The sequence below is a fragment of the Haloarcula mannanilytica genome (genome assembly GCF_005406125.1).
GTDB lineage: Archaea > Halobacteriota > Halobacteria > Halobacteriales > Haloarculaceae > Haloarcula > Haloarcula mannanilytica.
The window spans coordinates 1-14,110 of the sequence record NZ_BIXZ01000007.1 but is presented as its reverse complement, the minus strand read 5'-3'; the positions used below and the strand labels follow the sequence as shown (position 1 = coordinate 14,110).

Annotated in this window: 9 protein-coding genes; 2 read left to right on the top strand and 7 right to left on the bottom strand. The window is 63.0% G+C overall.

The genetic code is table 11. The features are described 5' to 3' along the window. Positions 1 to 13 precede the first annotated feature (13 nt). Positions 14 to 1,954, top strand: coding sequence for a COG1361 S-layer family protein (locus tag Harman_RS16000; RefSeq protein WP_137684790.1), 1,941 nt, complete (start codon positions 14 to 16; stop codon positions 1,952 to 1,954). Then, positions 1,954 to 4,428 carry an efflux RND transporter permease subunit gene (locus Harman_RS15995; RefSeq protein WP_137684789.1) on the top strand — a complete coding sequence of 825 codons (2,475 nt, stop codon included), beginning with the start codon at positions 1,954 to 1,956 and terminating at the stop codon, positions 4,426 to 4,428. The genes Harman_RS16000 and Harman_RS15995 overlap by 1 nt, the downstream gene beginning before the upstream one ends. A gap of 228 nt (positions 4,429 to 4,656) precedes the next feature. On the opposite strand, the gene Harman_RS15990 is transcribed toward Harman_RS15995, so the two are convergent. The 7 genes from Harman_RS15990 to Harman_RS15960 are packed head-to-tail and all read right to left on the bottom strand — an operon-like array spanning position 4,657 to position 13,566. Then, positions 4,657 to 5,904, bottom strand: coding sequence for a P-loop NTPase (locus Harman_RS15990; RefSeq protein WP_137684788.1), 1,248 nt, complete (start codon positions 5,902 to 5,904; stop codon positions 4,657 to 4,659). Position 5,905: 1 nt separating this feature from the next. Beyond that, positions 5,906 to 6,517 (bottom strand): hypothetical protein, encoded by a 612-nt coding sequence (locus Harman_RS15985; protein ID WP_137684787.1) that lies wholly within the window; start codon positions 6,515 to 6,517, stop codon positions 5,906 to 5,908. A gap of 2 nt (positions 6,518 to 6,519) precedes the next feature. After that, positions 6,520 to 7,434: a HEAT repeat domain-containing protein gene (locus tag Harman_RS15980; RefSeq protein ID WP_137684786.1), complete on the bottom strand. Its 915-nt coding sequence runs from the start codon at positions 7,432 to 7,434 to the stop codon at positions 6,520 to 6,522. After that, complete coding sequence (locus Harman_RS15975; RefSeq protein WP_137684785.1) at positions 7,434 to 8,471, bottom strand: ethylbenzene dehydrogenase-related protein; 1,038 nt, start codon at positions 8,469 to 8,471, stop codon at positions 7,434 to 7,436. The genes Harman_RS15980 and Harman_RS15975 overlap by 1 nt, the downstream gene beginning before the upstream one ends. Next, positions 8,464 to 9,183: a TorD/DmsD family molecular chaperone gene (locus Harman_RS15970; RefSeq protein ID WP_137684784.1), complete on the bottom strand. Its 720-nt coding sequence runs from the start codon at positions 9,181 to 9,183 to the stop codon at positions 8,464 to 8,466. The genes Harman_RS15975 and Harman_RS15970 overlap by 8 nt, the downstream gene beginning before the upstream one ends. Positions 9,184 to 9,193: 10 nt before the next feature. After that, a complete protein-coding gene (locus tag Harman_RS15965) occupies positions 9,194 to 10,375 on the bottom strand; it encodes a 4Fe-4S dicluster domain-containing protein (RefSeq protein ID WP_004594247.1) in 1,182 nt (393 codons plus the stop codon). Next, positions 10,375 to 13,566: a molybdopterin-containing oxidoreductase family protein gene (locus Harman_RS15960; protein WP_137684783.1), complete on the bottom strand. Its 3,192-nt coding sequence runs from the start codon at positions 13,564 to 13,566 to the stop codon at positions 10,375 to 10,377. The genes Harman_RS15965 and Harman_RS15960 overlap by 1 nt, the downstream gene beginning before the upstream one ends. Between the last annotated feature and the right edge of the window lie 544 nt (positions 13,567 to 14,110).

The following is a 14,110-nucleotide window of genomic DNA, read 5'->3' as shown; positions in this document are numbered from 1 at the left end:
GAGGGGAGACGCAATGAATCGTAGCAGTATTGGGAGTATCCTCTTTGCTGCTATCGTCGTGTCGGTTGCGAGTGGCACTGCCGTCGCCGCCGTGACCGGAAGTCCCCAAATCGAGGTTACGTTTGCCGACCACACTGTCGCCCCCGGCGAGGAGACGACACTCGACGTTGTACTCTCGAACAGCGGCGACCTCGACACCGGGTCATCTACGAACCCAAGTCTCAACAGCGAGGTGACGACCGCCCGGGGTCTGAGTGTCGATGTTAGTTCCGGCGATGCCCCCATGGCGATTACCACTAACCGACAGCAGACTGGCGACCTCGCCACGGGGTCGCCCCGTACGGTGTCGTTTGACATCAGCGTCAACGACAGCGCCGAGGCCGGCACCTATCGCATCCCCGTGCAATTGGAGTACGACTACTACAGCCTCGTCGCCGAGTCTTCGGGAACCCGTAATGAGGGGAGCGTCTCCCGAACAAAGTACGTCACCGTCCATATCAGCGATGACGCCACGTTCGACGTGATCAACGTCGACTCCGACGCTCGCGTGGGATCGACTGGTGGTGTCGAACTAACCGTCCAGAATACGGGTGAGACCGCCGCAACCAATGCCGCGGTGACGCTGACCAGCCAGAACAGCGAGTTCACTGTCGGCGGTAGCGAGCAAAGTTCCCGCTTTGTCGATACGTGGGAATCCGGCGAGAACCGCACCTTCCAGTACCGCGTCGGCGCTGGTAGCGACGCCAACCCTGAGCCATATAACTTCGGCCTGTCCGTGGCGTTTGATGACTCCAAAGGCGTCCGGGAGGAATCCGTTAGCAGTACGGTCGGCATCGCCCCCGCGCCCGAACAGTCGTTCACGGTCGTCAACACCTCCAGTACGGTGGCCGTCGGCAACACCGGCGAGTACGAACTGACGCTTCGCAATGACGGGCCGGTCACCGTTGACGACGCCACAGTGTCGGTCTCCTCACAGAGCAGCGATATCACCTTCGGCGACGCCAGCTCCACCTCGCAGTTCGTCGGGGAATGGCGCCCCGACGAGGTCCGAACGGTGACCGTCGACGCGACGGCAAACTCGAACGCCGAGGTGCGTTCATATGCGCTGTCGGCGTCGGTCCAGTACGACGACCCCGAAGGCGACACGGGTACCGACGACTCTCTCTCGATGGGTATCGAGACCACACCGAAACAGGAGTTCTCGCTGTCGGACGTGTCCGGAACGTTGCAGGCGGGCCAGGACGGCACGCTCGAAGCCACACTCGTCAATGACAGCCCCCGGACTGTCGAAAACGCCGTGGTCAACTGGGAGAGCGACCACTCCAATCTCTCTCCGCAGGAAACCCAGTACGCCCTCGGCACTCTCGAATCCGGCGAGTCGACGACCGTGGATTTCGGCGTTGATGTCTCTGATAGTGCCCGTGCGGGGCCACGCCAGTTCGACTTCACTGTCGGCTACGAGGACGACACCGGCGACCAGCAGACGAGCGATACGCTGTCTGTCCAGTCCGACGTTGCCGCTGGTGAGGACGAGTTCGGCCTCGCGCTCGAAAAACGAACGATTACCGTGGGGAACTCACGGGTCGTCTCGGTCGAAGTGACGAACAACCTCAACGAGACGGTTTCCGACATCGAGGCGCGGCTGTTTGCCGATGACCCACTCAGCACCAGTGGCCCGGACACCAGCTACATCGAGTCCTTAGAGCCCGGTGAGTCCACGACATTGAACTTCGAGGTGTCAGCGGCGGCCGCCGCGACAGCGGGAAGCACGTATCCGATTTCGTTCGACTTCCGGTATACGGACAGTAGTGGGAATACCCATCTGTCGGATACGTTACGGAAGCCACTCGATGCGGCTCCCCAGAGCGGCGGCGGGCTGCCTCTCCCGCTCATTCTAGGGGCGGGAGTCGTTATTGTCGGTGGTGTCGCAGTCGTCTACTGGAGGCGCAACTGATGTCACTTGCGGAGACGGTTGAAACGGCGACAGAACGCCTCAACACGACAATCGTGGATCGGCCACGAGCGGTTATCGTCGTATTTCTCCTTGTTACGGGGGTCTTTGTTGGCGGATTAGGGTCTATACAAGTGAGTGCCGGCGGACTTGACTCGTTCACGGAGGGGCTCCCGGAACAGGAAGCCGAAGACCAAGTCACCGAGAATTTCCAGGGTCCGTTTCAGTCGGACACACAGGACACGACCCAACTCATTCGGACGGACAGCAATGTGCTGACCAAAGAAGCACTTGTCCGTGACGCACGCCTTATCGAACGTATTTCGGACCGTGATGACCTTCGGATGGAGTCGGCTAATGGGCCGGCTCCAACTATTGCGCGGCAGCTGAACCCGTCAGCGTCAACCCCGGAAGACTATCGGCGGACGCTCGAACGTGCGCCACCGTCTGATATCAGACAGGCTGTCCGCGAACTCGAAGAAGAGTCCCGACTGAGCGGATCGGTATCGAACGATTTCAATCCCACGAGCGTCTCGGCGTCTGCATCGATCACGATAATCTCGCATGACTTCCCCGAGAGTTTCGACGATGTGACCGCTGTCCAGACAGATCTGCAGACGGTTGCTGACGATATGCCGGGCGATGTTCGTGCGTTCGGGTCGGGGACGACCGAAGCAGAGATACGGCAGTCGATGACGGATTCGCTTGGGATTGTGATGCCAGTGGTGATACTACTGTTACTGTTCTTCCTGATTGTCGCATACCGTGATCCCATCGACGTACTGCTGGGACTGATTACGCTCGTGATGACGATTATCTGGACGTTCGGCTTCCTCGGATACGCACGGATTCCGTTTAGCCAACAGATGATCTCAGTTCCGGTGTTACTGCTTGCTGTTGGTGTTGACTTCGGTATCCACATCATCAATCGCTATCGAGAAGAGACAGAGCGCGGGTTCTCAGCGATCGAAGCGATGCGAGAAGCGAACAGCCAGCTCATCGTCGCGTTCATTATTGTGACCGTGACCGCAGTGTTTGGCTTCGGTGCGAACGTTATCTCGACCCTCGATCCGATTCGGAACCTGGGCATCGCGTCAGCAGTTGGGATTCTCTTCACGTTCCTCCTCTTTGGGGTGTTCTTACCCGCGGCCAAGTTGGTGAGCGACGACGTACGGACGCGTCTGGGCGTTCCGGAGTTCAACTCATCTCCGATTGCGTCGGAGGACTCCGCACTCGGGCGAATACTGGCGTTTCCTGCACAGGTGAGCCAGTACGCTCCGACGGTGATCGTCGTCGGGTTACTCCTGTCAGGCGGCGCCATGGGCGCGTATGGGTCGGGCGTCGGCACCTCCTTCGAGAACGAGGATTTCCTGCCGCCCGAGGAGATTCCAGCCTACCTCACAGAGTTGCCTGCGTCGCTTAGTCCAGGCGAGTATACAATAACGTCGACGATCAACTTGCTCGACGATAAATTCGGGAGCAGTCAGGGTAGTACCGTGACAGTATATGTCGAGGGGAACCTCAAGCAAGACCACGCTCTTGAAGCCCTCGCCGCTCCGAACGACAATCCGCCAGACCCACTCGCCGTTGGCTCCGGTGGGCAGGCAGAGGCACAGAGCATCATCACCGTCATCAAATCGCACGCGAACGAAAACGAAGAATTCGCTACCTTGGTCGACCGAAACGACCAGAACGACAACGGCATTCCCGACCAGAATCTCGAACAGATTTACGACGAACTGTTCGCGTCTTCGGCGAGTGAACGGGCCGAACGGTACCTCACTGAGGATTACCGGTCCGCGAAGATCGAATATCAGACTGACTCCGATGCCACACAGACGGAAGTGACGGCTGGCGGGGCTGAACTAGCAGACAGGCTCCGGTTCGACGCGACAGCCACGGGAAGTGTCGTCGTCCTTGCGGCGGTGATGGATCGCATCTTCCAGTCTGCAATTCAGGGGCTCGTCATGGCAGTCGCACTGACTGCTGTATTCCTTGTGATTATCTACGGCATCCTGGAACGGAAGCCGCTGCTGGGAGTGGTTAACATCTTCCCGATACTGGTGGCGATTGCATTCTTGGTCGGGACGATGCGATATATGGATATCACGCTGAATGCACTGACAGCGACGATTCTTTCGATCTCAGTCGGGGTTGGAATCGCCTATTCAGTGCATACGACACATCGGTTCATTGACGAATACGACGCGACGACAGATGCCCACAAGGCGATGATGATCACGCTGACAGGAACCGGTGGCGCACTATTCGGCAGTATGCTGACAACTGCGCTGGGAACTGGTGCGCTCGCACTCGCCATTACCCCGATTCTCGGCAACTTCGGGGTCCTGATTGGCATGAGTGTCACCTATTCGTTCCTTGCGGCGGTGATTGCACTCCCACCCGCAGTGTTGCTCTGGGAACGAGTACACCAGTGGGATATCGATCTAAAGGCGCGTCTCCGTCCCACAACCTAGGCGATATGCCTTTTCGACTGGGATACGCTATTTTTCAGCGATCAACAGTCGTCTCAACGGTAACTACTATCTAGACATCTCTCGCACGTACTAGTTTGTCGGCTGTCATTTGCCGAACCTGTGGCCCTTCTTCTCGCAGACAGAAGGTGAGATCGCCGTCCTCAGTGCATACAACTGAGACTTACGGGCGGTACGATCTTTTCACCGATGTGGCTCTCGACCGTGGTCCTAGCAAGTCACTTCCTCGGTTCCGTCGGGGTCGGCTTTGGACAGTTGTAGTGCCCACAAACCGGGCCCTTTCCGATCCGTAGCCACCCGTAGCGGTACCGAAGTGAGGTCTTCGAGGACCCCTCTGACATCACCTGGACGGGTGTCCGTCAGGAGATGGAGAGACTCGCCAGGCGCGAGCGCATCGAACTCGACGCGGACCTGCTCGATGCGTGCCTGATCGGGGACGCCGCGGAGGTCAAGTGCCGTTTCCGGTACGGAGACCGTCTCATTGTCGGGCAGGGCTTCGCGTACGTCGTCGCCTAAATCACGGAAGGCTGCGGGAACGTCTCCCTCGGTCGAGCGCAGCGATTCATCAATGGGCAGCTCCGCGAGCACGTCCGTACTGATGTCGGGGTCGCTGCCGAAGGGGGCGTGCTCGTCGCCACAGGTGGGACAGGTGAACCCGGCCATATTGACGACCGCGCCGAGTATCGGAATGCCTTCCTCCCGGAACAGCGCCGTCGAACGCTCCGTATCGCTGGCGGCAGTCGGGAACGGCGTCGTTACGAACACCGCGCCGTCGACGGGGAACGACTGCAGCGTCGTCAACACGATATCGCCGGTTCCCGGTGGCAGGTCCAGTACGAGCGTATCAACGTCCCAGGCGGCGTCGGTCAGCAGTTCCTCGACGGCCTCGTGAGCCATCGCGCCGCGCCAGGCCATCGGTTCGTCATTGGCGATCAGGCCCACGCTGACGACCTGCAGGCCGTCGACCTCGATCGGTTCCGCGCGGCCGTCGTCGGTCGAATCCAGCGGCCCCTCGATACCGAGCAACTCCGGCGTGTTCGGGCCGTACACGTCGGCGTCGAACAGCCCGACCCGCTCGCCCGACGCGGCCAGACCGCGCGCCAACTGGGTCGAAACGGTGGTCTTGCCGACGCCACCCTTCGCGCTGGCGACGACGATGATGCGGTCCACGCCGGGCACGACGGTGCCGTGGTCCGGCGCCGCCACGTCCGTGTTTACCCGGACCTGCTCGACACCACTACATTCGAGTACCGCCGCTCGCATCCGGTCAGCGAGCGCGTCGGCTGTAGCGGGGTCCATGCCCGACAGCGCCGTCTCCACGCTGACGGTCCCGTCGGCGACGGTCACGGATGCCACCAACCCCGCAGCGATCACGTCCCCGTCGCCGTCGGGAGCGGACACAGTTCGAAGCGCTTCTCTGACCGCGTCTTCCGTGGGTTCGGTCTCCTGTTCAGACATGTTACCACGTCTCCCCGTGTTCGGTCTCGGGTTCGGGGCCGTCGTCATCATCCATCAGCGTGCCGCCGTAGGGGCTGTATTCGATGTCGAACACGCTGTCCATCTGCTCTAGCAGGTCCTCACGCTCGGCGATGACCTCGGTGTCGAACGTAGCGGCTTCCAGGGCGTCGACAAGGCCATCATCGTCGAGCCGGCCGTCGCCGTACGCGGCGGCGACGCCGTCCCGGAACGTGTCGGCGTTGCGCCGACACCGCAGCCCCTCGTCGATGTCCGTTTCTGCCTCGCTTCGGTCCCCGTCCAGCGGGACAGCCTCAAAGTGCTCGATAGCCCGCCGGTCGAACTCGGCGGCCTTCGAGAGTACTTCGGTGGCCTGTTCCACCGGGCTCAGTGCCGCCCAGGCGTCCCGCGCGGCGGGTGCGACCATCGTATCAACCACGTCGTCCCAGGCGGTCGCTCGCTCGGGGTCTTCCAGTGCCTCGGCGACGAACGCGCCGACGTGGTCGTCCGGGATGGTCATGCCCAGCGACGACTCAGCGTCGCCGCCATCGTCGCTTTCTGACTCGTTTTCGTCCTGTGCCGCTGCCGTGCCGGTCGAGTCGAGTTCGTATGGCATCGTCAGGTCCTGTCCTCCGGGTCGGTGTTCAGGTCACGTCGTGGGTCGAATCCGGGCGCGCCGCCGGGGGCCGGCGACCCGCTCCCAGACCGTGCGGAGCCAAAGGAACCGGCGGGGTCGTAGCCGTCGACGGACTGCTCGGCGGGCGTGTCCGGTCCGCTTCCGGGGGCCGACGGCGGCCCGATTTCGACATCCAGGTTCTCCGGGTCGGTCCCGCGGGCGCTTGCGAGCGCCTGCTTGGCCGCGCGGGCAACGTCCTCGCTCTGGTCGGTCACGCCGTGGGCTTCGAGCGCCTGCTCCGCTCGGCCGGTCGCGAGTTCGCCGAGGCTCTCGGCGGCTTTTGCCCGGGCGAAGGCGTTTGGCTCCCGGGCCAGCATCGCGGCCAGGATGCGTTCGGCCTCCGATACGTCCTCCGCGACGCCGCCGAGGAACTGCGCGGCGTACTCCCGGACCGCCGGATGGGGGTCGGTCTTGATACAGTCGACGAGCAGCGGCTGGTCGGCATCGCCGCGCTTGCCCAGCGCGATGACGGTGTTCCGTCGAACCCAACCACTATCGTCGTCAAGCGCCCCCTTCAGCTGGTCGGGGTCGCCGCCGACCCGCGAGAGGGCAACGACGGCTTCGGCGCGGACCCACGGCTCGGGGTCGTCCAATGCCTGCCGGACAACGGCGGGTTCGGCCCCGGCGACACCGAGCGCTTCGACGGCAAATTGCCGCACCTCGGGGTCGCTGTCTTCTAGTGCGCGTGTTCCGAGCGCGTCAATCGTCGCCCTGTCGAGGCCCGATTCGGCCGCATCCACCAGCGCGATGGCGGCGTCCTGTCGGGTTCGGACTCGTGACGCATCGAGCGCGTCACGGACCTCCGGCTCCGTCTCGCCCGGCGTCCGACCGCGTGCGCTCCAGTTCTCGTAGCTCATCACGCCAGCCTCCAGTAGAGGACTGTCCAGCCGGCGACTGTTGCCGCAACGAGCGTTCCGATCGAGGTGAACAGCGGGTTCCCGCCGCCGCTGCCGCCGGAACTGCCGTCGCCGTCGCTGCCACTGGAACCACTGTCGCCGCCGGCGGTGTTACTTGACCTCGAACTGTCCCCGCTACCGCCGCTCTCTGCAGCCGCCAGCTCGCCGGATTCGGTGTCGAGCGTGCTGTACTGCATCGTCAGTGACTTCTTGCCGTTGACCTCGTCCGCGCTGCCGTTCCAGACAGCGAAGGCCAGATACATCGTCTCGTTCTGCGAAAAGGTCGCGTCGTGTTGGCCTTCGCCGGTGTGTTCCCGGACGAAGACGACGGACCACTCGTCGCCGTTGCGGGTCGCCTGTGCGTCCACGTTCTGCTGTGGCGCGTTGCTCAGCGACCCGTAGCCGGCCGCGTAGTAGTTCTGCCCGTACGTCTCGTACTGATCCTGTGACAGCGGGTTTCCGGCCGCGAGTCCCGGCTTTGTCTCTTCGTCTGGGTGCGGGTAGGCGTACATGTCGTTGCTCCACTCGGCTTCCTGGTCGGTCCCGTACTGCCACTGGGACCGCCAGTACCAGATGTTGACCGGGTCACCGCCGGCCCCCATCGTAATCGGCGGCTTCTCGCCGCTGTGGAGCATCACGGCGGCCGCGTCGCTGTAGTTCCGCGGTGATCGGATGTTCGTGTCGTTCGTCGGATCCTCCCAGGTCAGCCGGAAGGCGACGTGGGTGTCGTTGGTCAGCGCCTGCACATCCATCTCGTCGATACTCCCGCCGCCGTAGGGGACGGCCATCTGCTGTTTCGACAGTGAGACGGTCCGTGATGGCGCTTCTGACCAGCGGTCGCTCTCGGCGGTCTGTGGCACTTCGTCGGTCGCGACCATGGGTTGCTGGCCGCCGGTGACGGCCGCGGCGACGGCCATCTGGCCGGCGACCAGCAGCGCCATGACGAGCGCCGTCGCCGTCGTCGCCCGGCGGGCCGCCTCGTAGTCCAGTTCAACCATCGGCTCTCACCCCCGTTCCGGGCGAGACCGGGTCGGGATGGATCGCTTCGTCGAACTCGACGAGGGCCGCTGCCAGGTCCGCGGCAGCGGCGTAGACGGCGCTCGTTTCGGGCAGGTCACGGTCGGACGTACCGTCGCCGTTGACGGTCTCCCGGATCCCATGAGCGAACGCGGGAACGAAGTCACCGAGATGCTCGTCCAGCACCGTCGCGCCCGCTCGTGCGAGGCGAACAGCCGTCTCGTCGTCGCCGCCGTCGAGGGCGACCGCCCGCTGTGCGGCGAGCACCTGCAGCAGTTCCAGTTCCACGGTGACGTGGTCGTGCCGTTCGTCGAACTCGTCGCTGATTTCGAGGCCGAACTCCTCCAGTAGGCCGACGACCGTGGCGATGCGGCGCTGGCTCTCGTTGACCTCCTCGCCGGTGGTGTAGTGGGCCTCGTAGGGGACGACCGGATAGGTCCCCCCGTCGCCCGGCAGCCCGAACAGCCGGTTGTACGCCGGTTCGAGCGCGTCCCGGTCGACACCGTCAAGCGCGTCAAGCAGTGCGTCGACCTCCGTTTCGAGGTCGAGCGCAGCACCGGCCTGTCGGACAGCGTCCTGTACCGCCTCGTCCTGCAAATCAGCGATGACGGCCTCGTCGGGGTACTGGAAGACCGTCGCGGCGAACCCGTACAGCGCGGCGCGTCGTGTGTGGTGTTGTGGCGTGTTCTTCATTGTACGCACCTCACGGCTGGTTGGTCCACTGTTCGCCCTCGCGGACCTCCATGGGCTCCTCGATTGGCACGTCGACGACCTTCTCGCCGTTGCGGTCCCAGCCCTTCACGCGGTTCTCCTTGACGTTGTAGGTCTCGATGAGCCGCGTCGTCGCACCGAACAACTGGAGAATTCCGAGCACTTCGTGGCTGGGGTTGCGGGCCCGCTCCTGAACGATGCGGACCGACTCCTCGTAGGTGTCGCCCGGCCACTCGTTTTCCTTGACCTCGGTGTTCGGCGTGAACATCTGGGTCAGGAACTCCGGCGGGACGTGGTAGGGCGGCATGTAGAACACCTGGGGCTGGGTCCCGAACTGCGGGTACAGCGGCAGGGCCACCTTCTCGTCGGAGTGGACGAGGTAGTTGATGGGCGAGCGGCCAGATGCAGCGGAGGATTTGCCCCCCGCCGGCCCGGCGTCCGGCCCGCGGTTGATGTTGCCATGTAGGCGCGTCTTCCCGATACAGGAGGAGACACACCGCGGGACGTTCCCCTCCTCGATGCGGGGGTAGCAGCCGACGGGCTTCTCAGTGACGCCCGTTTCGGGGTTGTACATCGGCTTGTGGTACGGACAGGCCTTCACACAGCGGCGGTAGCCCCGGCACCGCTCCTGGTCCAGCAGGACGATGCCGTCTTCCTCGCGCTTGTAGATGGCCTTCCGCGGGCAGGCCGCCAGACAGGCGGGGTTCTTGCAGTGGTTACAGAGCCGCGGGAGGTAGAACTGCCAGATGTCGTGGTACTCGTCGTTTTCGAGGTCGGATTCGACGACCTCCCCTTCGGGGTACTCCCCGTGGACCTGGTCGTCGCCCAGCGCGGGGTACTCCCAGGCCTGCTTCTCGGCAATGTATCCGCGGACCTGCTCGCCGTTCTCGGCGGCGTCGAAGATGGTCTGGTCGGCTTCCAGGTCATCGAGCAGCCGCATGTCCCAGCCCATCGGGTAGCCGCCGTAGGGTTCGGTCTCGACGTTCATCCACCACATGTACTCCTCGCCCTCACCGCTGGTCCAGGTGGACTTACAGGCAAACGAGCAGGTGTTGCAGTTGATACACCGGTTCGTGTTGATGACCATCCCCCAGTGGTAGTCCCGCTCCTCTTCGCGGTGTTCGTAGGGATAGCTGTGCTCGCGGCCGAGTTGTGGGTTGTACGTTTGTGCCATCAGTCATCGCCTCCTGGGGTCGATGTTCCGGTACTGCTACCGCTGCCGCTGGGCTGTAGCGACCCGCCGATGTAGTCCTCGACGAGGTCGTCCCGGCGGGCGTCGCCGGGCCACCAGTCCGCTTCCTCGTACTTCTCGACATCCACGAGGTCGTCCCGGTTGGTCCCCGTCGGGGCCCACACCGTCTCCTCGTAGCCGTGTTCCAGTTCCGCGCCGTGCCAGGCGATGTCCTCGTCGACGATATCGGAGACGTTCGGGTCGCCGAACACCGCCTTGTGGACGAGGTCGTCGGTCTCCTGCAGCGGGTCAAGCCAGATGTTCGTGATCGTGTTGTACCCCTTGACGCCGTCCTCGTCGGCCTCATCGTCGGGGAAGTGCTGGGGCCACCAGCCGTGCCACAGCGTCAGCTGTCCCATGTCGCCGGCCGACCGTGGGCGCTGGCGCTCGCTGACCATTGCCCTGACGACGAGGTCGCCGCGCTTGCCGGTGATCCGGACGTAGTCGCCGTTTTCCACGTCAATGTTCTCGGCGTCGCTCGGGTGCATCTCGACGAAGGCCTCCCCGAGCGGGGCGACATCTTCGGACTCGCCGTCGCCGGTGGGGAACGAGAAGTCGTCGACGAGGCGGTCGGTTCCCTCCGGGTCGCCGCTGACGCTGCCGAAGTCACGCGAGGCCCAGATGAGGTTCCAGTCGGTCATCCCCCACGAGGAGTGGGTCCGGTACTTCGGGTGTGGGGTGTTGTAGTAGAACTGGTTGCCCTCGTCGTGATAGAGGGGGTTCTCCTCGTCCTTGGCCTCCTCCCACTTCTTGTTCACGCCGTAGGGGGTCCCCTCGACGCTCTCGACGTGGTCGATGTCGTCCCGGTCGAGTTCGATGAAGCGGTCCTCCTCCTTGTGGAACTCCATCCGACCGGTCTTCGTGTAGAAGGGCCGGTCCTCGTGGACCTGCGAGTAGAACGGAATCCGCGGATAGGTCTTCAGATCCAGCCGTTCCGGGCCGTCTTCTAAGTCATCGACATCGATGCTCTGGGTCGTCATCCCGCGGTCGAACGTCTCCTGGATGTAGTTGGTCACGTCGCCGTCTTCCTCCAGGAACTCCTCGAAGTACGCCCGGTAGGAGTCGACGTTGCGCTCCTCGGGCGGAATCTTCTCGTCCAGTTTCTCGGCGACCATCGCGACGGCCTCCCCGTCCTGTTTGGTGTCGTAGATGGGTTCCATCACGCCGTGGTCCATCTGGACGAAGGGGTTCTCCGGCCCGACGGTGATGTCGGGATACTCACACTCCAGCCAGGACGGCACCGGGAGCACGATGTCGGCGTGCCGGGCGGAGTAGGTCATGTGCATGTCCGAGACGATGAACAGGTCATTCTCGGTGTCGGGATGCTTGACGAAGTTCTCGATGACGTGCTCCTGATGTTTGGTCTGGTTCAGGAGGTTGCAGTTCATCGTCCACAGGACCGACGGCTTGGACATCGTGTACGAGCCGGCGTTTTTCGGCATCACCGGTTCCTCGGCGTCACCCTGGGCCACGAGGTCCAGCTCGCGGTCGAAGTCGCCCCGAACCTCGTGGGGGTCGAGCTTCTCGCCGCCGAAGAAGGCGAAGGCGTAGCCCGGATACATCCCGTGGGCCGAGTGGCCGTCGGGGTTGACGTAATGCGGGTAGCCGTCCAGCAGTTCGATCTTGTACTGGCCGGAGTAGTTGTAGTACCCCTGGCCGGCGTCGCCGATGTTGCCAAGCATCGCCTGGACGAGGAACACGGCCCGCTGGAGTGCGTCGTTAGAGTGGAACCAGTGGTTGATACCCTCACCGGTGAACCACTGCCCCTTCTCGGCGTCGGCGAACTCGCGGGCCGTCTGGGCGAGCTTGTCCGCCGGAATCGTCGTGATTTCCTCGACCGTCTCCGGGTCGTAGTTCTCGATGATGTTGTCCCGCTGGCGGGCGAAGTCGCTCTGGACGGTGACTGTCGAACCGTCGACCAGTGCGACATCAGTGTCGACATCTAGCTGCGGCGTGGTCGGCATCTCCTCGCCGACCTCCTCGCGGGTCATCGGCACTGGCTCGCCGTTCTCGTCCAGCACGACGAAATCGCCCCAGTCGTTGTGCTCGTGCTGGGTGTCGAGGTCCTCCGGGGGCTCCTCGTGATCCTCGAACACCTCGTGTGCCCGCAGGTACTTGCCGGTGTCCGCCCGGATCAGTAGGGGAAGGCTCGTGAACTTCCGCATGAACTCGGGGTCGTACAGGCCCTCGTTGATGATGACGTGCGCCATCCCGAGCGCAAACGCCGGGTCACTGCCGGGACGGACTGGGAGCCACCGGTCACACTTCTGAACTGTCGGCGAGTAGTCGGGATAGACGCCGACCATCTTGCCGCCGCGCTCGCGGGTCTCCTGCAGGAAGTGGTTGTCCGCGAGCTTGTTGTGGATGAGGTTCTTTCCCTGGATGATGGTGTAGTCGGCTTTCCGCCAGGCGGCGGCGTCGGCGTCGGAGGTCTGATAGCCCGTCGTGATGACGTGGCCCGGCGGCAGGTCGGCATACCAGTCGTACTCGGTCCACTCACAGCCGCCGAAGACAGATGCGAGTCGACGGCCCGACCCGTGGCGGGTGAACAGGCCGTCCGCCTTGATGGCGTTGAAGATGTGGAACCGCTTGTTGTCCTCCAGACTCGCCATCTTCTCGGCGATGAGGTCGATGGCCTCCTCCCAGGACACCCGTTCGAACTCGTCCTCGCCCCGTCCCTCGGGGTTGGGGTCTTCGGGGTCCCATCCCTTCCGGACCATCGGATACTTGATGCGGGACGGCTCGAAGGTGCGACGGTGCAGCGAGAGCCCCTTCATACAGCCCCGGGGGTTCCAGTGCTGGCTGACACCGGCGTCTTCGTAGCCTGACGGGCCGACGGAGGGCTCCTCGTTGTGGTACACCTGCTCGGCCCGTATCGGCACCCCGTTTTTCATGTAGAAGTTCAGCGCACACGACTGGGTGCAGTTGGGGTGACACACCGTCCAGTCCACCTCGTCGTACGCGTAGATGTCGTGGTACACCTGCTCCCAGTCCCGGTTCGGATAGGACTTGAGCGGGTTGTCCACGCTCGTTATCGGTTCCGTGGACTGTGTTGCGCCCCATGCGCCTTCGGCGAGCGCACCGACCGCCCCCGCGCCGGCCGCGGTCAGGAAGTCACGCCGTGACAGTTTCACCGACCATCACTCCATTGGACAGCGCGTTTCTGCATGTCCGGAACCCATGGCCATTGCTAAATGAACAATATCACAGGTTCCCAACTGGTGAGACAGGGTGCGAAGATATTCGGCGAAAACGGGCTTATGTTCTGAATTGAATTCCGACTGTCTGCCAAACTGTTTTATTTCCCTCTACTGAAAAATTGGACATGGGCGATCCGGCCTGTTACCGAGAGTACTGTCCGGACTGTGACACACAGGTGACGATTGTCGATGAGCGGTGCCCGTCGTGTGGACAGTCGCTCGCTATTGACTGAAGACCCCACTGTCGCAGTAGATGAGTCTGGCCCAGTGATTCACTTGAACGCCTCCCGTAGTGTTCCCCTTCGTTCTCTCGAAGCGGGAGGGTACTGGGCTCAATGGATCCCCGTTGTTCTGCTCTGTTGAATAGCGATCTAATTAGCTGTTATCGCGGAGTAGAAGGACGAAGCCGAGGAAATCGACTCTGTCATGGAAATCGACATCCTCGACTTCGTTGAAGAGTGTCGGCATCTAGCTAAAC

Bases quoted from the DNA above. Each gene is read 5' to 3' on its own strand.
- Harman_RS16000 (WP_137684790.1), top strand. From the start codon at position 14: ATGAATCGTAGCAGTATTGGGAGTATCCTCTTTGCTGCTATCGTCGTG.
- Harman_RS15995 (WP_137684789.1), top strand. From the start codon at position 1,954: ATGTCACTTGCGGAGACGGTTGAAACGGCGACAGAACGCCTCAACACG.
- Harman_RS15990 (WP_137684788.1), bottom strand. From the start codon at position 5,904: ATGTCTGAACAGGAGACCGAACCCACGGAAGACGCGGTCAGAGAAGCG.
- Harman_RS15985 (WP_137684787.1), bottom strand. From the start codon at position 6,517: ATGCCATACGAACTCGACTCGACCGGCACGGCAGCGGCACAGGACGAA.
- Harman_RS15980 (WP_137684786.1), bottom strand. From the start codon at position 7,434: ATGAGCTACGAGAACTGGAGCGCACGCGGTCGGACGCCGGGCGAGACG.
- Harman_RS15975 (WP_137684785.1), bottom strand. From the start codon at position 8,471: ATGGTTGAACTGGACTACGAGGCGGCCCGCCGGGCGACGACGGCGACG.
- Harman_RS15970 (WP_137684784.1), bottom strand. From the start codon at position 9,183: ATGAAGAACACGCCACAACACCACACACGACGCGCCGCGCTGTACGGG.
- Harman_RS15965 (WP_004594247.1), bottom strand. From the start codon at position 10,375: ATGGCACAAACGTACAACCCACAACTCGGCCGCGAGCACAGCTATCCC.